19 protein-coding genes and 1 tRNA gene are annotated in these 18444 nt (G+C 67.9%); 7 read left to right on the top strand and 13 right to left on the bottom strand.

The window, feature by feature from the left end; all coding sequences use genetic code 11:
- Window positions 1–72: 72 nt before the first annotated feature.
- A complete protein-coding gene (locus KF780_11475; GenBank protein ID MBX3562417.1) occupies window positions 73–573 on the top strand; it encodes a sterol desaturase family protein in 501 nt (166 codons plus the stop codon).
- A 101-nt stretch (window positions 574–674) separates the two neighbouring features.
- On the opposite strand, the gene KF780_11470 is transcribed toward KF780_11475, so the two are convergent.
- Genes KF780_11470 through crtY form a run of 3 tightly spaced genes read right to left on the bottom strand, consistent with a single transcriptional unit; the run spans window position 675 to window position 4160 of the window.
- Window positions 675–1580, bottom strand: a complete 906-nt coding sequence (locus tag KF780_11470; protein MBX3562416.1) for a phytoene/squalene synthase family protein — start codon at window positions 1578–1580, stop codon at window positions 675–677.
- Complete coding sequence (locus KF780_11465; protein ID MBX3562415.1) at window positions 1564–3045, bottom strand: phytoene desaturase; 1482 nt, start codon at window positions 3043–3045, stop codon at window positions 1564–1566. The genes KF780_11470 and KF780_11465 overlap by 17 nt, the downstream gene beginning before the upstream one ends.
- The gene (crtY, locus tag KF780_11460) at window positions 3042–4160 is read right to left on the bottom strand and encodes a lycopene beta-cyclase CrtY (GenBank protein MBX3562414.1); all 1119 of its coding nucleotides are present in this window, start codon (window positions 4158–4160) and stop codon (window positions 3042–3044) included. Before crtY ends, KF780_11465 begins: the two co-directional genes overlap by 4 nt.
- Window positions 4161–4227: 67 nt before the next feature.
- Here crtY and KF780_11455 point away from each other — a divergent pair, with 67 nt between their 5' ends.
- From KF780_11455 to ispH, 3 genes are read left to right on the top strand one after another with little or no spacing between them, the layout of a single operon-like run.
- A complete protein-coding gene (locus tag KF780_11455) occupies window positions 4228–4962 on the top strand; it encodes a sterol desaturase family protein (GenBank protein MBX3562413.1) in 735 nt (244 codons plus the stop codon).
- Window positions 4928–5335 (top strand): DUF2141 domain-containing protein, encoded by a 408-nt coding sequence (locus tag KF780_11450; protein MBX3562412.1) that lies wholly within the window; start codon window positions 4928–4930, stop codon window positions 5333–5335. The genes KF780_11455 and KF780_11450 overlap by 35 nt, the downstream gene beginning before the upstream one ends.
- Before the next feature lie 60 nt (window positions 5336–5395).
- A complete protein-coding gene (gene ispH / locus KF780_11445) occupies window positions 5396–6379 on the top strand; it encodes a 4-hydroxy-3-methylbut-2-enyl diphosphate reductase (GenBank protein ID MBX3562411.1) in 984 nt (327 codons plus the stop codon).
- A gap of 6 nt (window positions 6380–6385) precedes the next feature.
- Here the strand turns inward: ispH and KF780_11440 are convergent.
- The 9 genes from KF780_11440 to KF780_11400 all read right to left on the bottom strand — a co-directional run bounded on the left by KF780_11440 (window position 6386) and on the right by KF780_11400 (window position 14894).
- Window positions 6386–6461: transfer RNA gene (locus KF780_11440), tRNA-Thr, on the bottom strand.
- 30 nt (window positions 6462–6491) lie between these two features.
- The gene (locus KF780_11435) at window positions 6492–7367 is read right to left on the bottom strand and encodes a hypothetical protein (GenBank protein MBX3562410.1); all 876 of its coding nucleotides are present in this window, start codon (window positions 7365–7367) and stop codon (window positions 6492–6494) included.
- Window positions 7337–8059, bottom strand: coding sequence for a hypothetical protein (locus KF780_11430; protein ID MBX3562409.1), 723 nt, complete (start codon window positions 8057–8059; stop codon window positions 7337–7339). The genes KF780_11435 and KF780_11430 overlap by 31 nt, the downstream gene beginning before the upstream one ends.
- Window positions 8046–8402: an MmcQ/YjbR family DNA-binding protein gene (locus KF780_11425; protein MBX3562408.1), complete on the bottom strand. Its 357-nt coding sequence runs from the start codon at window positions 8400–8402 to the stop codon at window positions 8046–8048. The genes KF780_11430 and KF780_11425 overlap by 14 nt, the downstream gene beginning before the upstream one ends.
- Window positions 8395–9123, bottom strand: a complete 729-nt coding sequence (locus KF780_11420) for a hypothetical protein (GenBank protein MBX3562407.1) — start codon at window positions 9121–9123, stop codon at window positions 8395–8397. Before KF780_11420 ends, KF780_11425 begins: the two co-directional genes overlap by 8 nt.
- Window positions 9120–10505 (bottom strand): serine hydrolase, encoded by a 1386-nt coding sequence (locus KF780_11415; GenBank protein ID MBX3562406.1) that lies wholly within the window; start codon window positions 10503–10505, stop codon window positions 9120–9122. The genes KF780_11420 and KF780_11415 overlap by 4 nt, the downstream gene beginning before the upstream one ends.
- A complete protein-coding gene (locus KF780_11410) occupies window positions 10489–11811 on the bottom strand; it encodes a replication-associated recombination protein A (protein ID MBX3562405.1) in 1323 nt (440 codons plus the stop codon). Before KF780_11410 ends, KF780_11415 begins: the two co-directional genes overlap by 17 nt.
- A 34-nt stretch (window positions 11812–11845) precedes the next feature.
- The gene (locus KF780_11405) at window positions 11846–14056 is read right to left on the bottom strand and encodes a M20/M25/M40 family metallo-hydrolase (GenBank protein MBX3562404.1); all 2211 of its coding nucleotides are present in this window, start codon (window positions 14054–14056) and stop codon (window positions 11846–11848) included.
- Window positions 14057–14099: 43 nt separating this feature from the next.
- Complete coding sequence (locus KF780_11400) at window positions 14100–14894, bottom strand: DUF2189 domain-containing protein (GenBank protein MBX3562403.1); 795 nt, start codon at window positions 14892–14894, stop codon at window positions 14100–14102.
- Between the two features lie 113 nt (window positions 14895–15007).
- Here KF780_11400 and KF780_11395 point away from each other — a divergent pair, with 113 nt between their 5' ends.
- Both KF780_11395 and KF780_11390 read left to right on the top strand, forming a co-directional pair.
- Window positions 15008–16036, top strand: coding sequence for an aspartate-semialdehyde dehydrogenase (locus tag KF780_11395; GenBank protein ID MBX3562402.1), 1029 nt, complete (start codon window positions 15008–15010; stop codon window positions 16034–16036).
- Window positions 16036–16389 carry a glyoxalase gene (locus tag KF780_11390; protein MBX3562401.1) on the top strand — a complete coding sequence of 118 codons (354 nt, stop codon included), beginning with the start codon at window positions 16036–16038 and terminating at the stop codon, window positions 16387–16389. Before KF780_11395 ends, KF780_11390 begins: the two co-directional genes overlap by 1 nt.
- 24 nt (window positions 16390–16413) lie before the next feature.
- On the opposite strand, the gene KF780_11385 is transcribed toward KF780_11390, so the two are convergent.
- Window positions 16414–17382 (bottom strand): nitronate monooxygenase, encoded by a 969-nt coding sequence (locus tag KF780_11385; protein ID MBX3562400.1) that lies wholly within the window; start codon window positions 17380–17382, stop codon window positions 16414–16416.
- A gap of 80 nt (window positions 17383–17462) precedes the next feature.
- On the opposite strand from KF780_11385, the gene KF780_11380 reads away from it, so the two are divergent.
- Window positions 17463–18443, top strand: coding sequence for a zinc-dependent alcohol dehydrogenase family protein (locus tag KF780_11380; GenBank protein MBX3562399.1), 981 nt, complete (start codon window positions 17463–17465; stop codon window positions 18441–18443).
- Window position 18444 lies beyond the last annotated feature (1 nt).

The raw sequence follows: 18444 nt of genomic DNA, 5'->3' as shown, positions 1-18444 counted from the left end.
GGCGCCCCGATCGATCCCCGGCATCGAAATTAGCGCGCGAATCCCGACCGGAAGGCGTATAGGGCGCGCGTCATGGACTGGCTCTTCGGCATATTCGTCTTCCTCGCGACGGTGATCGCGATGGAGGCCGTCGCCTATGCGGCGCACCGCTGGATCATGCACGGCCCCGGCTGGTTCCTGCACGAAAGCCACCACCGCCCGCGCACCGGCAATTGGGAATTGAACGATCTCTACGCGGTGATCTTCGCCGTCCCGTCGATCGCCTTGCTCTATGGCGGCGTCAATCTGGGCTGGGGAAGCTGGACGATCTGGATGGGCGCGGGGATCGCGGCCTATGGCGCGATCTATTTCGGCTTCCACGACGTGATCGTCCACAAGCGCCTCAATCACCGCTACGTGCCGCGCTCCAACTACATGAAGCGCATCGTCCAGGCCCACCGCCTCCACCATGCGGTCGAGACGAAGGAGGGGACAGTCAGCTTCGGCTTCCTCTACGCCCCGCCGCCGGAGGCACTGAAGGCGGAACTCAAGCGCCGCGCGCGGGCGGGGATCAGGGCGCCGGCGGGGCGCTGAACCCCATCGTCATTGCGAGGAGCGCAGCGACGCGGCAATCCAGCGGGTCTCGGAGGCCGCACTGGATTGCTTCGCTCCGCTCGCAATGACGATTGGCGATGTCACCTCGGCCGGGTCCATAGCCCCGCGCGGTCCACCGGCTCGGGGCGGTCGCCGCATTCGACGAGGGCGTTGATCACCAGCAGCAGCTTTTCCGGCTTGTGGACCACGGTGCGGCTGTCCCAGGCGCTTGTCCCACGCGCCACCACCTTGCGGGCGATGCCGCCATAGATGTTCGCCGCCGACAGCACCGCCCAGCGTGCGCGGAAGGGGAGGCGGGCGGCGCCGACGCGGGCCGAAGCCTCGTAGCGTTCGACCAGCGCGCCGATCCGCTCGGCGATCGCGGCCAGCCCGGCGCGGTCGGCCGGATCGACCCTGCCCCAGTCCGTCGGGATATAGACCCGCCCGACGCCATGGTCCTCGACGATGTCGCGCGCGATGTTGGACAATTGGAAGGCGAGGCCGAGATCGCTGGCCCGGTCCAGCGTATCCTCGTCATTGGGCGAAACGCCCATGATCACCGCCATCATGCAGCCGACCGCGCCGGCGACATGGTAGCAATAACGCAGCAGGTCGTCCTCGCTCCGCGGCCGCCAGCCCTCCGCGTCCAGCGCGAAGCCGGCGAGATGATCGTCCATGTAGCGGCGCGGAATGCCGCATTCGCCCGCCACCACCCGCAGCGCGTCGAACGGCGCGACGCCCACCGTCTCGCCCGCCAGCGCCCGGTCGGTCGTCTCGCGGATATAGGCGATGCGCCGCTCCGGATCGGCCGGCGCGATCGCGCTATGGCCGAGCGTCTGGCCGTCCGCCAGATCGTCGCAGGCGCGGCACCACGAATAGAGCAGCCACGCCCGCTCGCGCGTTTCCTGGTCGAACAGGTTGCTGGCGAAGCGGAACGACTTGGAGCCCGCGCGGATGATCCGCTCGGCTTCCGCCACCAAAGATGATCTCTCAGCGGCCGAGATCATCGATCATCAGCCCGGCGGTTGCCTTGGCGCTCCCCACCACGCCGGGAATGCCCGCGCCCGGATGGGTGCCGGCGCCGACGAAATAGAGATTGGGAATGACGTCATCGCGATTGTGGACGCGGAACCAGGCGCTCTGGGTCAGCAGCGGCTCGAGGCTGAAGGCCGAGCCCAGATGCGCGCCGAGATCGTGGGCGAAATCCCGTGGCGTATAGTGGAACGAGGTGGTGATGTTCGCGCGCAGGCCGGGGATCAGCCGCTGCTCCACCACCTCCAGGATGCGGTCGCGATAACGCGGCCCTTCCACCGCCCAGTCCACGTCGAGCTTGCCGAGGTGGGGCACCGGGGCGAGCGCGTAGAAGGTCGAATGGCCCGCCGGCGCCATGTCCGGATCGGTCGCGGTCGGATGATGGATATAGAGGGAAGGATCGGCGGCCAGCTTGCCGTTCCGGTAGATGTCGGCGAGCAGCCCGTGATAGCGCGGCCCGAACAGGATATTGTGGTGCTTCACCTCGGGGAAGTGGCCCTTCACGCCGAAATGGACGACGAAGAGGGACGGGGAGAAGCGCTTGCGGCGCAAGCGCTTCGCAGCTGTCGCTCCCCTCTTGTGGCCCTTTACCAGATCGTAGCTGTGCACCACGTCGCCGTTCGAGGCGACCGCGTCGAACAAGGCGTGCCAGCCGCTTTTCGTCCGCACCCCCGTCGCCTTCGCGCCGTCGGTCAGGATTTCCCGCACCGGATCGCCGAGCCGTATTTCGCCGCCGATCCGTTCGAAATGCCGCGCCATGCCGCGCACCAGCGCATTGGTACCGCCCTTGGCGAACCAGATTCCGCCATCCCGCTCCAGCTTGTGGATCAGCGCGTAGATCGAACTGGTCGTCATCGGATTGCCGCCGACCAGCAGGGTGTGGAACGACAAGGCCTCGCGCAGCCGCTCGTCCTTCACATGGCCCGAGACGATCGAATAGACCGAGCGCCAGGCCTGGTAGCGCATCAGGCTCGGCCCCGCCTTCAGCATCGACGCGAAATCGAGGAAGGGGACGGCGCCCAATTTCTCATAGCCCTCGCGATAGACGCCGGCCGAATAATCGAGGAACCGGCGATAGCCTTGGACATCCTCGGGCCGGAGCGCGGCGATCTGCTTCTCCAGCAGTGCGTCGTCATTGCTGTAGTCGAAGACCGTCCCGTCCGGCCAGGAGAGGCGGTAGAAGGGCGTGACCGGCTCCAGCGTCACGTCCGCCGCGATGTCCGCGCCGGAGAGCGCCCAGAGTTCCTTCAGGCAATCGGGATCGGTGATGACGGTCGGCCCCGCGTCGAAGACATGGCCGTCCTTCTCCCAGAAATAGGCGCGCCCGCCGGGCTTGTCCCGCGCCTCGATCACGGTCGTGGCGATGCCGGCCGATTGCAGCCTTATGGCGAGCGCGAGGCCGCCGAAGCCGGCGCCGATGATCGCGACGCTCTTTGTCATGCCGTCAGCGCCTTCAGCGCGCGGCCGATCGGCACGGGCGGCTTGCCGGAGAGGATGCGTGCCTTGTCCGCCAGCGTCGATTGCGCGGCGTAGAAACGCTCCACCAGATCGGGCGACAGGCGGTAGAAATGCTGGAGTATCCTGTAGCGCTCGGCGGGTTCGGCGGCGCGGAACAGCATCCTGTCGAGCAGGCGATAGAAACCGCGCGCGCGCCACAGCCGCTTCGCCTCGGCGCGAAGCACCCGCGGCAGCGTCGAAAAGTCCGTCTGTCGGGCGATCAGCATGGCGATCCGCACCGCGTCGGGCAGCGAATAGCCGGTCGTCGGATGGAAGAAGCCGCCGCGCAGCCCGATCCGCGCCGCTTTGTCGCCTTCCGGCCAGAAGGCGTCGAAATCCCCGCCCATCGCGACGGGGAGCACACCCGCTTCCTCATGCTCCAGCGCCGCCGGATGCCAACCCCGCGCCGCCGCATAGGCCTCGATCCGTGCGCCAAGCTCCGCCCGGTCCAGCGTCGGATCGGTGCTGTAATAGGTGTCCTCGATCAGGAGTCGGTCCTCGGTGAAGGGCAGGCAATAGACGAAGCGATAGCCGTCCGCCTGATCGACGCAAGCGTCCATCACGATCGGACGGCTCAGGCCGTGCGGAGCGCGCATCCGATATTCCCGCCCGACGAACTTCTGCCAGCCGAGATCGAGCGCCTCCAGATGGGCCGCGCCGCGCGCGTCCACGTCGATCCGATCCGCCGTTTCGCCCAGCCGATACTGGTCCGGGCGCAGCCTTTCGCGCACCGCCGCGTCGAGCAGATCGGAGCGCGTGCTGTTGTAGCGGGTGGGCAAAGTGCGGCGGCGTTCGGGGAAGCTTATGTCGTAGCCGTCCCAGCTCCGCGCGATCATCGGCTCGACCAGCCAGCGATCCCCCGCCGCCACGTCCGCGTCGAAGAAGGACCAGACATGGTTCCCGCCGAAGCTTTCGCCCTGCTCGACCAGCAGAAACGGCACCTCCGGCCGCAGCTTCGCCAAAGCGAGCGCGGTCAGGCACCCGGCAAGCCCGCCGCCCGCGATGATCAATGGTTCCCGCCCCGACACGCGGCCCTCATAACGATGGCCGTCGCGCATCGCCACCGGCTGTTGTAAGGAACGCACCGTGAGCCTCATCCTCGCCATTTCGCTGTCGATCGTCGCGATGACCCTTATCGTGGGCGTGCGCTACCTGATCGTCAGCGGGGGTTTCGCACTGCTGACCCGGGCGCGCTTTCCCGGCCTTTATGCCGGGCTCGATCCCCAGATCCGGCGCGAGATCGGCTGGTCGCTGGCCAGCGCCTTCATTTACGGCGCGCCGGCCGGGCTGCTCGCCTGGGGCTGGCAGCAACATGGCTGGACGAAGGTCTATGCCGATGTGAGCGCCTGGCCGCTCTGGTGGCTGCCCGCCTCGATCTTCGTCTATCTCTTCCTCCACGACACATGGTTTTACTGGACGCACCGCTGGATGCATCGGCCCAGGCTGTTCCGCGTCGCCCATGCCGTCCACCATGCCAGCCGCCCGCCCACCGCCTGGGCGGCGATGAGCTTCCATCCCTGGGAGGCGCTGACCGGGGCGGTGGTGATCCCGGCGCTGGTGCTGACCATCCCGATCCATGTCGGCGCGCTCGGCGTGGTGCTGACCGTGATGACGGTGATGGGCGTCACCAATCATATGGGCTGGGAGATGTTCCCTCGCCGGCTCGTCGAGAGTAGAGCGGGCGACTGGCTGATCACCGCCAGTCACCATCAGCGCCACCATCAGCATTATGGGTGCAATTATGGTCTCTATTTCCGCTTCTGGGACCGCCTGTGCGGTACCGACAAGGGGCTGGGTACGTTCCGCCTTCCCGATCCTGGCGGCGATGCTGCTGCTGCCCCAGCCGGCGGCGGCCTATGATGGTGCGACGATCGAGATTCATATCGAGGGGCTGCGCAACATGCAGGGCATCGTCCGCCTCTGCCTGACCCGCAACCAGGCGCATTTTCCCGACTGCAACGGCGATCCGGCGGCGATCAAGCGCTCGATACCCGCCGCGCAGGCGGCGCATGTGCGGATCGAGGGCGCTGCCTCCGGCAGCTACGCGCTGGCCGTGATCCATGACGAGAATTCGAACGGCCGGCTCGACCGCTTCATGGCGATCCCGCGCGAAGGCTTCGGTTTTTCCCGCAACCCCGGCCTCCGCATGGGCCCGCCGCGCTTCGACGAGGTGCGCTTCGAGGTGACGGAGGGCTCCGTCCGCCAGAACGTCCGGCTGCGCTACCTGATCTGAGGCAAGCGAACCGCTTTCCCTCGCTCAGCTTTGACGGCATAAGAGGGGCTGGGGGGAATGATGGCCCAGCCGCAACTGTCCCTGGCCGAGCCCGTGGAGGGATCGGCCACGAAACCCGCGCTGCGCGTCCTGTTGGCCGCGCCGCGCGGCTTCTGCGCGGGCGTGCGCCGGGCGATCGCGGGGGTCGAGGCGGCGCTGGAGCGCTATGGCGCGCCCGTCTATGTCCGCCGCCCGATCGTCCACAATCTCGCCGTCGTCCGCGATCTGGAGGCGAAGGGTGCGGTCTTCGTCGAGGAGCTGGACGCGGTGCCGGACGGCGCGGTCGTCATCATGTCGGCGCACGGCATCCCCGATCGTGTGGCGCGTGAGGCCGATCGGCGGGAGCTCACCTGGTTCGACGCGGTCTGCCCGTTGGTCGCCAAGGTCCATCGCGAAGTGACGCGCCACCATGCCGCCGGCCGCCACGTCATCCTGATCGGCCATGAGGGCCATCCGGAAATCGCCGGGACCCTGGGCCAGCTTCCAGACGGCGCGGCGAGCGTGGTCGGATCGGCCGAGGCGGCGATGGCGCTCGACCTCGCCGACGATGTGCCGGCCGCCTATGCGGTGCAGACGACCTATTCGGTGGACGAGGCGGCCATCGTGATCGCGGCGCTCGAAGCGCGCTTCGCCGATCTCGCCGCGCCGCCGGCTAGCGACATCTGTTACGCGACGACCAACCGCCAGGCGGCGGTGCGCGCGCTCGCCGGCGAGGCCGACGCGATCATCGTCGCGGGCGCCCCCTTCTCGTCCAACGCCTGCCGGCTCGCCGAAGTCGCGCGCGCCGCCGGCTGCGGTACGGTGCAACTGGTCGCCGAGGCCGGAGAGGTCGATTTCGCGCTGCTGGACGGCGCGCGCCAGATCGGCATCACCGCCGCGGCCTCGACGCCGGAAGCGAGCGTCGTCGCGATCCTCGATGCGCTGGCCATGCGCTTCGATCTGGAGATCGAGGAGCGCGAGGCGATCGCCGAAGCGACCCGTTTCAAGCCGATGCGGCTGATCTGAGGATTGTGGTGCCGGTTGCAGGGATCGAACCCGCGACCTTCGGTTTACAAAACCGCTGCTCTACCAGCTGAGCTAAACCGGCATGGCGCTGCCGCGCCGGCGCCCAAATGGGCTAAGTCACGCCGAACGTCCAGCCCTCCGTGCGCGCGATCTTTGGCGTGATACCGGCCGGCGACCAGTAACGCGCGTCGGACGCGATGGCGCGCAGGCCGGCGGCGGCGATCAGGACGTCGGTTTCATGGTCGGACGACGGCCCTTCCAGGCGCGCCGGATCGCTGCCGAGCGCGGCCAGCGCCGCGTCGAGCTGGTCCCGGTCGCGGACCTTGCGGCCGCTCAAGCCCGCGAGGCGGATGAAGGCGCGGGTATAGATTTCGACGATCAGGCTGCCCTGGGCGGGCAGAGGATCGAACGGCCAGACGGGAACGCGCCCCGCCAGAGCGTGCAACAGCCGCATCCCGGCGAAGCTCGCCTTGGCGACCTGCGCCGCGCCGATCGCGTCATAGACGGTCGAGGCCTTGCCGCCGCCGCTCGCGTTGAAGATCGTCTCGCAGACCCGGTGATGCAGGAAATCGCGCTTCGGCCCGTCCGCCGCGCCGAAATAGAAATGGCGGCGGTGGGCGCGTTCGAGGAAGCTGGCCGCGCCCAGATCCTCGTCGTCGCAGCGGCCGTCGACATAGGCCCAGAAGGCTTTGGCGTCGTCCGGCACGCCGCGCTCGCCGGGCAGATAGGCGCCGCGTCCGACGATCGGCGGGGCGAAGCTGAAATCGAATCCGAACAGGGTCGGCGCTTCCGCCGCCGCATCGCTCAGCCAGTCCCGCACCTCGCCGCGCGACCAGGCATGGCCTGGACGGACGAGCTTTGGCGCGGTCTGGCCCGCTTCGCAGATGGCGACGGCAATGCCCTTGTGCCGCCCGCCCTTCGCGCCGGACCAGTCGATCGCGGCGAAGCGGACGAAGCTCAGGGTTCGTCCTCTGCGTTGGAGACGCATGGCGGCGCATCGAACGTCATTTCCATCGCAATGCCTTCCGATTCCACCAGCAGGTTGTATTGGACACGGCGCGCTGTCCGGATTGCCACGTCCCAATCCTCGCCGTCGGGCGGACGCCAATCCCCGAGAACCGCGCTCAGCGCCACGCAATCCGGCCTCACCCAGCCGTCCAGCCGCCAGTCATAGGCGTAGGGGAGGGCGCCGTTGTAGAAGCGCCGGAAGGTCATGTCGGCGCGCACCTCCCACAGCCCGACTCCTTCCAGATTCCCCCAACCGGCGTCGGACTGCTGTAGCGCCACGAAAAAGCGGCCGTCGGGCGAGAAGAGCGGCGCTTCTCCCGTCGCGATCACCGCCGCTTCTCCGTTCGCGGCTCGGTCGATCAGCAGATAACCGAAACCCTCATAACCTTGTAACGCGAAACCCAAATAGCGCCCGTCCCGGAGAAGCACGAAATCCTCCGGCTCATACCATTCGATATCGACCGGGATATCGCGGCCATGAAGATCGCGCACCAGCAATTGGTCCGGAGAGGACGCGGACAGGATCGAGCGCAGGTGCGCAGGGATTTCGGGCATCGGCTTGGGCCGCTCTACAAGGTCCTCATATTGCGTGCGCGGAACAAAGGATTGCGTGGTGCCGAGATCGGCAAGCGCAAGCACTGCCGTTGCCGCAAAAAGGCTAAGGCCGTTCATTGCCATATTCATTCCGTTGCGCCTTGGTCGCCCGGTCCCACCAGGCGCGGGTGATGACAGTCTCGATCCGCTCGCGATCCGCGCTGCCGTAACGGACCAGCACCGCCGGCCAGTTGCGATAATGGTCGGTTTCCCAGAAGGTGTCCGGGTCGGTCTCCATCAATATCTGCTTCTCGCCCAGCGATGAGGCGACGCCGAAGCTGTCCGGTTCTCGGCTGGGATAGATGAAGGCCTTGCCGCGCAGCTTCACCGCCGGCTTGCCGTAGGATGTGCCGAGCTCCGTGTCGGGCAAGGCCAGTGCGAAGGCGACGACCTCGTCCCAGCCGGCGAAGGGCTTAGCCATCCCGTTCCTCCGGCGCGCAGCCCGGCCGTTCGCCCGCGATGCGCAGCGACAGGCCGGAAGACATGTCGATCATGTAGCGGAGGCGCGGGGCGCCGCGCAGCGCGGCCTCCCAGTCGGCGCCTTCGGGAGCCCGCCAATCGTCCGCCACGCTGCTGAAATCGACGCAATCCGGCCTCGCCCAGCCGTCGATCCGCCAATCCTGCTCCATCCGGAAGATGTCGCTGAACAGGCGGCGGGCCGCTCGATCGGGCAGCACTTCCCAGAGGGCGACGCCGTTCAGATTGCCCCAGCCGGAGCCGCTCATCTCGACCGCGGCGAACCAGCGTCCGTCCGGCGAGAAAGCCGGGATCTGGCCGGTCCCGATGATCGCCGCTTCGCCTGCGGCGGCGCGATCGACGAGGACGTAGCCGAACTCCTCGACCCCGCCATATTCGAAGCCGACGAAGCGGCCGTCGCCGAAGCTGTCGAAGCGCAGCGGCTCCATCCAGTCGATCTCGACCGGGATGGCCGCGCCGCCGAGGCCGCGAATCACCAGCCGCTCGGCGCTGGCCTCGGTGATGATCTCGCGCAAGGCGGGCGGGATGTCGGGGACGGGCTTCGGCCGGCCGGTCAGCTCCTCATATTCCGCCAGCGCGCTCTGGGGCTGCGCGGATGCCGGCGCGAAGGCCAGCAGGACGGCCAGAGCCGGGACGAGGCCCCGCGTGCGGACAGCCGGGATCATGAATCGGGTCCCAGCGCCGCCACGACGGCGCGGGTGAAGGCGGCGATGTCGAAGCGGTTCTCGGCCGTGTCGTAGCCGCGCCGGACGATGACCAGGTCTCGCGAGGGGATCATCACCAGATATTGCCCGCGATTGCCGAAGGCGGCGAAGGCGTCGGCGGGGACGCCCTCGGAGCGGCTCATCAGCCAGAAGGTGGCGCCATAGCCGAATGCGCCGTCCGGCTGCGGGCCGGACGCGCGCGTCACATAGTCGCGCCAGCCTTCGGGGAGCAGCCGCTCGCCCTCCCACATGCCGTCATTGAGATAGAGCAGGCCCAATCGGGCGAGATCGCGCGCCGTCGTCCAGACCTGACTGGAGAGGATGAAATCGCCCCGCCAGTCGGTCTCGGCGATGGTGCGGGTCATGCCGATGCGGCGGAAGAATTCGACCGGGAAGCCGAGACGCTGGTCGGCTGGAAGCCGCTCCATCAGAGCTATCGCCGCCAGCATCGTGTCGTTGTTCGCATAGCGATAGCACGTGCCGGGGCGGCACAGCAGCGGCCAGGGGGTGGCGCTCTCTAGGACCGAGGCGCCGCCCATATAGACCGCGTCGGTGCGGTTGCCGGCGGTGTCGCTGGTGAGGCCGCTCGCCATGCGCAGCAGCTGGTCCACGGTGATTGCCGCGCGCGGATCGCCGGGGCTGCGCCAGGCGGCGAGATCGGCGGCCTCGTCCGTGCGGATCAGCCCGCGCTGCACGCCGTGGCCGACCAGGGTGCCGGCCAGCGACTTGGCGACCGACCAGGTGCGCTGCGAGGTGTGGAGATCGTGGCCCCGCATATAATTCTCGGCGACGATCCGGCCGTCATGGACGATCACGACCCCGCTCGTCCGCCCGCCGAAATCGTCGCCCAGGACGGCTTCGCTGGCGACGCGCTCGATCCGGGTCAGATTGCGGGGAAGCTCGGCGATCGCGCCGGCGTCGCCCATCGGCCAGGGGCGACCGTCCCACAGGTCCATGCCCGTCGTGGAGCGCAAGGCGGGGATGCCCGACGCGGCGGCGGCGTCCGCGCCGATCGGCAGGCCCGCGCAGCCCAGCCCCTCGCGCCATTGCGCGACGCGGGGCGGCGCGTCCTCGGCATAGCGCACGCGCACCTGATGGCGTTCCTCGTCGATCTCGGCCGTCAGCGTCGGGACGATCCCGGCGATATGCGGATAGATACCGGTCAGCTCGTCCGCCTCGATCTGCGTTTTGCTCTTGCCGCCGTTCCACAGGCCGGAGCAGAGGAACTGCGCCTTGTAGCCCGCCGCCAGCGCGCGATCGTACAGCGCCGTCTCCGGATGCTGTGCCGCAGCCGGCACTGCGATCAGAAGGGCCAAGGCAGCGAACTTAAGGCTGTTTCTCACGTCTCAGGCTCTCCCAATAGGCGATCCGTTCGGCCACGCGCTTCTCGAAACCGCGGTCGGTCGGGGTGTAGAAGGTCTGCGGCGCCATCTCCTCCGGCCAGTAATTGTCGCCGGAAAAGCCTTCGTCCGCATCGTGATCGTACTGATAGCCCGCGCCATAGCCGATCTGCTTCATCAGCTTCGTGGGCGCGTTCAGGATGTTCTTCGGCGGCATCAGCGATCCCGTCTCCCTCGCCGCGCGCCAGGCCGCTTTCTGCGCGGCATAGGCCGCGTTCGATTTGGGCGCGGTGGCGAGGTAGAGACAGGCCTGCGCGATCGCCAGCTCGCCTTCGGGGGAGCCGAGAAAGTCATAGGCCTCCTTGGCGGCGAGGCACTGGGCGAGCGCATTGGGATCGGCAAGCCCGATATCCTCGCTTGCCGCCCGCGTCAGCCGGCGCAGCACGTAGAGCGGCTCCTCGCCCGCCGTCAGCATCCGCGCGAGATAGTAGAGCGCCGCCTGCGGGTCGGAGCCCCGGATCGATTTGTGGAGGGCCGATATGAGGTTGTAATGCCCCTCCCGGTCCTTGTCGTAGACCGCGACGCGGCGGTGGAGGAGGGCGGCGAGCCCCGCCGGATCGAGCGGCGCGGGGATGTCGATCGAGAACAAAGTCTCCGCCTGGTTGAGCAGGAAGCGCCCGTCGCCGTCGGCGGTGGCGACCAGCGCCTCGCGTGCCTCGGGGGTGAGCGGTAAAGGCCGCTCGATCAGCGCTTCGGCCCGGTCGAGCAGCTGGCCGAGCGCGGCGCCGTCAAGCCGATTGAGGATCAGCACCTGCGCGCGCGACAGCAGGGCCGCGTTCAGCTCGAAGCTGGGATTCTCCGTCGTGGCGCCGACCAGCACGACCGTGCCGTCCTCCACATAAGGCAGGAATCCGTCCTGCTGCGCGCGATTGAATCTGTGGATTTCGTCAACGAAAAGAAGGGTCTGTTTGCTGATCTTCGCATGATCCCTGGCCTCGGCGAACACCTTCTTCAAGTCCGCGACGCCCGAGAAGACGGCGGAGATGGCGACGAAGCGCATGCCCACCGCATTGGCGAGCAGCCGGGCGACCGTCGTCTTGCCGGTGCCGGGCGGCCCCCACAGGATCATCGAGGCGAGCTTGCCCGCCGCGACTTGTCGGGCGATCGCGCCGTCCGGCCCGGTCAGATGCTCCTGCCCGACCACGTCGGCGAGCGCGCGCGGGCGCAGCCGGTCGGCGAGCGGGGCGCCGTCCGGCACCGGCGCCGGCGGCGCTTCGGGCGGGGAATCGTCCTGGAACAGATCGGGCACAAGCCCTCACTAACCGATTTGCCTGCGCGGCGCACTAGAAACGCAGCCTGGCGAAGGACAATGTTGAATCGGGGCTATATTGGGGACGGGCGGCAACCGGCCGGGCGGCGGCGAGCGCCGCGCCCTCCTCGGGCAGGCCGGGCCGGCTGCCGAGGATGAAGAACTCGATCGGATCCGCGCCGCGCACGACCAGATCGAGCTCCGCGCCGTCGCAGCTTCTGCCGACGCAGCGCAGCACCCAGCGATCGTCCGCCGCGCCTTCGCCATAGGGGCGCAGGAAGCCGGGCATGCCGGCGGCAATCAATGCGGAATCGGGCGGTGTGATCAGCGAGACGATCGGAGCTCCATTGGTAGCGATGCGCAGGCGCAGCCGCCGGGCCTCTCCGTCGCGCGTTTCGCCGATCAACGTCGCCCGAGGGGCCGGCACATCAAGCGCCGGCGCGGGGGCCTGCCAGCGCCGCGCGTCGGAAAAAGGCAGTTTGCGCCGTTCCCAGGGCGCATCGTACGGCACCGGCGCGCCGTCATTGTTGATCGCCCAGCGGCCTTCGCGCGCATCGGCGTCCCATAGATAGTCGATCCCAAAGCGCTGCTGGCGATCGGCGCTGTAGGCGGGGACGAAGGCGACGGCGATCCAGGCGATCAGCGCCAGATCGCTTGCTCCCGCCGCCGCGAAGACCGGCCGGATGCGCGCGATCAGCGGCTTGAGCTCGACCAGAGCGGGCAGCAGGATGATCGCCCCGAGCGGCGCCAGCAGGAAATGCGGGCCATTGCTCATCAGCTCTTCGAACAAGGCGAGTGCTGGCCCGAAAGTGATGAAAAGCAACAGGATGGCGGCAATTGCTCCGATCCGTTCGGCGAAACGGTGCCGATCCGCCAGCATCATGCCGGTCGCCATAACGAGCGGCGGCAGAAGGAAGAAGACAGTGCCGCCCGGCGCGACCGCCGCGAGCACCGCACCCTGAACCATGAAGAGGAACCAGAAGGCGGCGCGCAATTGCCGCGTGTCGGCGTCCCGGGCGATGAAGCGCAGCGTCAGCAGCGCGCCGGCAAGGGCGCAGGCATAGACGGCTGTGGTCGTCGCGACAGGCCAGGCGCGCCAATAGTCTCCGCTGCGGATCAGCCCCAGCGCGAACTGCCCGGCCCAGGCGAGCATCTGGCCCGCCCCCAGCGCGGCGACCAGCGTTGCCAGCGGTCGCCCGATCGCGCGACGCCGCCATGACGTCACCGCGAAGAAGAAGAGCAGCAGGCCGAGCAATGCGAGCCCGGCGATCTGCGGCATCTCGATCAGGTGAAGGCCAAGCAGGTCCATGTAGATGCGCTGCCCGCTCGCTTCGGCCGGCGCGGCACTGGCCGCGATCGTCCGGGTCAAAGCCAGCGCCTGATCGCCCATATGCCGCAGGCTGCGGCGATCGAACGCGGCCAGATCGTCGCCCGCGCTGTGATAGCGCGTCTCGTTGCCGATGATCGCGAAGTTGAGGATCGTCCAGGGCCGTTCGGCGAACACGGTCACGTCGGTGGAATTGGGAATGAGACCGTAAAGATCGGCGGTCAGCGAATTGGCGACAGGCCGTGCCGAGGCGGCGCGGTAGAGCGCGATCGCGGCGCCGTTGGGCCGGCTGGTCTCGAACATGATCGCGGGGCCCTCGACGCCGCGTGCCTCGAGATTGATCAGCGTGTCGACGCGCGCGGCGAGCGGATCGCGCTCCAGGAAGGCACGGGCACCGATCAGCCCCATTTCCTCGCCTTCGTTGAAGAGCAGGGTGACGGACCGCGCCAGCCTCTGCCCGCGCAGGTGATGGGCGATCTCGAGCAGTGCCGCTACGCCGATCCCCGCGTCCGCCGCGCCCGGCCCGGCGAAGGTGCCGTCATAGTGCGCGGAGAGCAGCAGATGTGGGCCCTGCGCCGGCCCCAAGGTGGCGATGACGTTGCGCACCCGCGCGCAGGAGATGGCGCGGCTGCGTTCGAAGCCGTTGCAGGCGAAATCGTCGGTGACGCGGGGGCTGAGACCCAGCGCGCGCATTTCCGTGATCAGCCGTTCGCGCACCGCGTCATTGGCGTCGCTGTCTACCGGATGCGGGCGCTCGTCGCCCAGGATGCGCGCCAGTCGCGCGGCTGAGCGGTTCGCGTCGAACCGGTCGGCGGCCGGCGTCTCGGCCGGGGCGGGGAGGCGGACCAACTCGCCTTTCAGCGCCATCGCCGTCAGCAGTACGGCGATCATGATCGCCAGCCACAGTCCCTGCTTCATGCGCGCCCCTTTCGGGGAGACGATAGCAGGTGATCGGCCGCTGTCAGCCCGCCTTGCGGTCCACCAGCTTGGTGTAGAGATGCCAGGTCGAATAGCCGAGCCAGGGCAGGACGAAGGCCAGGCCGATGAAGGCCGGAATGGATCCCACCACCAGCAAAGCCGCGACGATCGTGCCCCAGCGCGCCATGACCCAACGATTGGCGCGGACGGCATTGAGCGAGGTGGCGATCGCGGTGCGCGCGTCGGTGTCGCGATCGACCAGCAGCGGCAGCGCGACGACGCTGATCGAGAGCACCGCCCAGGCGAAGGCGAGGCCGACCATATTGCCGACGATGATGAGCCCCCAGCCGTTGGCGGTGGTGAAGAGCGCGACGAGGAAATCGCCGATCGAGCGGGGCTGCGCCTCGATGAAGGCGGCGTAGAGAACCCAGGCGGCGAGGACCCAGGCGAAAAAGACGACAAGCAATATGCCCGTCACCGCCAGGATCGCATCGCGGGAGGGGCGCTTCGTCACGTCGAAGAAGTGCGACCAGGTCGATTCCAGCCCCGCTTCGCGCCGCCGCGCCAGTTCGTAGAAGCCCAGGGCCGCCACCGGCCCGAGCAGGCCGATGCCGGCGAGGATCGGGAAGAAAAGGGGCACGAAGCCGCCCTGCAGGAAGATCGCCGCCGCGGCGAAGCCGATGATCGGATAGATCAGCCCGACGACGATCAGGTCGCCGCGCTTGTCCAGGAAATCGCGATAGCCTTCGCCCAGGGCGGCATTGAGGTCTTTCGCGCCGATCTTGCGGACCGGCAGCGCCGGTTCGGCGGATGTGGCGGCAATGCGGGTCGCGGCCATCGGGTGTCTCCTTGCGGGCCCCCGAGTCGCCTATAGCAGAAAATGCGACGCTCGCCCCTTGGTAAAGCGCCTGCCAGTCGCTAGATCGCCACCCTGCCAAGCGGAGAAATCGGATGGGTTATCGGGTGGTCGTCGTCGGCGCGACCGGCAATGTCGGTCGCGAGATGCTGAACATCCTGGCCGAGCGCCAGTTTCCGGCGGACGAGATCGCCGCGGTGGCAAGCCCGCGCTCGACCGGCGATATCATCGATTTCGGCGACAGCGGGCGGGAGCTGAAGGTCCGTAACATCGAGCATTTCGATTTCGAAGGCTGGGACATCGCCCTCTTCGCCGCCGGCTCCGGACCGACCAAGGTCCATGCGCCCCGCGCGGCCGCGGCCGGCTGCACCGTGATCGACAATTCGTCGCTCTACCGGATGGACCCGGATGTGCCGCTGATCGTGCCGGAGGTGAACCCCGAGGCGATCGACCTCTATCGCGCCAGGAACATCATCGCGAACCCGAATTGCTCTACCGCGCAGCTGGTGGTGGCGCTGAAACCGCTTCATGATATCGCGAAAATCAAAAGGGTTGTAGTCGCAACCTATCAATCTGTCTCAGGTGCGGGCAAGGCCGGGATGGACGAGCTGTTCGAGCAGAGCCGCAACATCTTCGTCGGCGATTCCAGCGAGCCGGTGAAGTTCACCAAGCAGATCGCGTTCAACGTCATTCCCCATATCGATTCCTTCCTCGACGACGGCTCGACCAAGGAGGAGTGGAAGATGGTCGTGGAGACCAAGAAGATCCTCGATCCCAGGATCAAGGTGACGGCGACCTGCGTGCGCGTGCCCGTCTTCGTCGGCCATTCGGAGGCGATCAACATCGAGTTCGAGAACGAGATTTCCGCCGCCGAGGCGCAGGCGATCCTGCGCGAGGCGCCCGGTGTCATGCTCGTCGACAAGCGCGAAGACGGTGGTTACGTCACGCCGGTCGAATGTGTCGGCGAATATGCGACCTATGTGAGCCGCGTGCGCGAGGACCCGACGGTCGAGAACGGCCTCAACCTGTGGTGCGTCTCCGACAATCTCAGGAAGGGCGCCGCGCTGAACGCCGTCCAGATCGCGGAGCTGCTCGGCCGGCGGCATCTGCAGAAAGCGGCGTGATGGCTGTGACGACCAGACCGGGCGTGGTGGCGATCATCCCCTGCATCGATATCGACGAGAGCACGGCCTTCTACGCGAAGCTCGGTTTCGCCGTGGAGAGCGACTATGGCGACTATCGCCTGCTCGAGGCGCCGGATGGCCTGCGCCTGCATCTGCGTTCCGGGGAGAAGGGTTGGGTGGAGCCACCACGCAATCCGTTCGGGGTCTATATCTACGTCAACGACGTCGATCGGCTGGCGGCGCAGGTCGGCGGCGACCTCATCCATCCTCCCATGATGACGGATTGGGGCACCTATGAGTTCGCGCTGAGCGATCCAAATGGTACTCTCGTGCGAGTGGGCCGCTCCCTCTAGCGCCGGTCGCTCACGGATCCGGGCTCATCCGGTCTTCGCGAGAAGGGCAGCCTTAGCCTCGGCATACTCCGTGACCAACTGGGCGACATAGTCTGCTGCGGGTCGTACGCAGTCGATCGCGGCGATGCCCTGGCCGGAGCCCCAGATGTCGCGCCAGGCCTTGGCTTTGGAGCCGCCGGCATTGGCGAAGTTCATCGTGCTGATGTCGCCCTCGGGCAGGTTGGCGGGGTCGAGGCCGGCCAGTTCTATCGATTTTTTCAGATAGTTGCCGTGCACGCCTGTGAACAGATTCGAATAGACGATGTCGGCGGCGCGGCCCTCGACGATGCCCTGCTTGTAGTCCGCTCCGGCATTGGCCTCGGCGGTCGCGATGAAGGGCGATCCGATATAGGCGAGGTCCGCGCCCATCGCCTGGGCGGCGAGGACGGCATGGCCATTGGCGATCGCGCCGGAGAGGATCAGTGGCCCGTCGAACCAGGCCCGAATCTCCTGCACGAGCGCGAAGGGCGACAGCGTGCCCGCATGGCCCCCGGCGCCAGCGGCGACCGCGATGATCCCGTCCGCGCCCTTTTCCACCGCCTTGCGGGCGAAGCGGTCGTTGATGATGTCGTGGAGCGTGATGCCGCCCCAGCCATGGACGCCGTCGTTCAGCTCCGGAATCGCGCCCAAGGAGGTGATGACGATCGGCACCTTCCATTTCTGGCAGGTCGCCATGTCGGCCATCAGCCGGTCGTTGGACTTGTGGACGATCTGGTTGACCGCGAAGGGCGCGGCGGGCGTGTCGGGATGGTCGCGGTCCCAGGCGGCCAGCTCCTCGGTGATCCGGTGCAGCCATTCGTCGAGCAGGCTCTGCGGTCGGGCGTTCAGCGCCGGAAAGGAGCCGACGATTCCAGCCTTGCACTGGGCGATGACGAGATCGGGGCTGGAGACGATGAACAGCGGCGAGCCGATCACGGGCAGCCGCAGGCGATCGAAGATGGCGGGCAAGGTCATGTGCTTGACCTTAACGTAAACTGCCGAGGTGACAAGCGGGGCTGGCGGCGATCCGTTGGCCGGAGCTAGAAGGGTGCATGATGCGCGCGATGCAGCTCGACACGGCCGGGGCGCCGCTGCGGCCGGTCGAACGGCGGATGCCCGTGCCGGGGCCGGGCGGGCTGCTGGTCGAGATCGCCGCCTGCGGTGTCTGCCGCACCGATCTGCACGTCGCGGACGGCGACCTGTCCGGGCCACTGCCGATCGTGCCGGGGCATGAAATCGTCGGGCGCGTGGCGGCGCTGGGCGTGGGCGCGGACGGCTTTGCCATCGGCGATCGGATCGGCATCCCCTGGCTAGGACAGGCCTGCGGCCAATGTCCTTATTGCCGGGCGGATCGCGAGAATCTGTGCGACGCGCCAATCTTCACCGGTTTTACCCGCGACGGTGGCTTCGCCACCCATTGCCTCGCCGATGCCCGCTTCTGCCTGCCGATCCCGGCGCGCTTCTCCGACGCGGAAGCCGCACCTTTGCTGTGCGCGGGCCTGATCGGCTGGCGGGCGCTCAGGCTGGCGGGGGAGGGAGATGCGATCGGCCTCTATGGCTTCGGCGCCGCCGCCCATATCCTCGCCCAGGTTGCAGCCTGGCAGGGGCGGCGGGTCCACGCTTTCACCCGGCCCGGCGACATTGCGGGGCAGGATTTCGCCCGTTCGCTCGGCTGCGTCTGGGCGGGGGGCTCAGACGAGCCGCCGCCCGAGCCGCTCGACGCCGCCTTGATCTTCGCGCCCGTCGGTGCGCTGGTGCCGGAGGCGCTCCGCCATGTCCGCAAAGGCGGGCGGGTGGTCTGCGCCGGCATCCATATGAGCGACATTCCGGCCTTTCCCTATGCCGACATGTGGGGCGAACGGGCGATCCTGTCGGTCGCCAATCTGACCCGCGCGGACGGCGCCGAATTCATGGCGATGGCTGCCGAAGCGCCGATCGCGACGCATGTCACGACCTTCCCGCTCGCCGAAGCCAATGACGCGATGGACGCGTTGCGGGCGGGAAAGATCGAAGGCGCAGCGGTACTGCTCCCCTGAG

Origin of the sequence: Sphingomonas sp. (assembly GCA_019635535.1) — a bacterium.
In the GTDB taxonomy this organism is placed as follows: domain Bacteria; phylum Pseudomonadota; class Alphaproteobacteria; order Sphingomonadales; family Sphingomonadaceae; genus Allosphingosinicella.
Note: the sequence above shows the minus strand (reverse complement) of the source record. Positions and strands in the feature narration are given on the sequence as shown.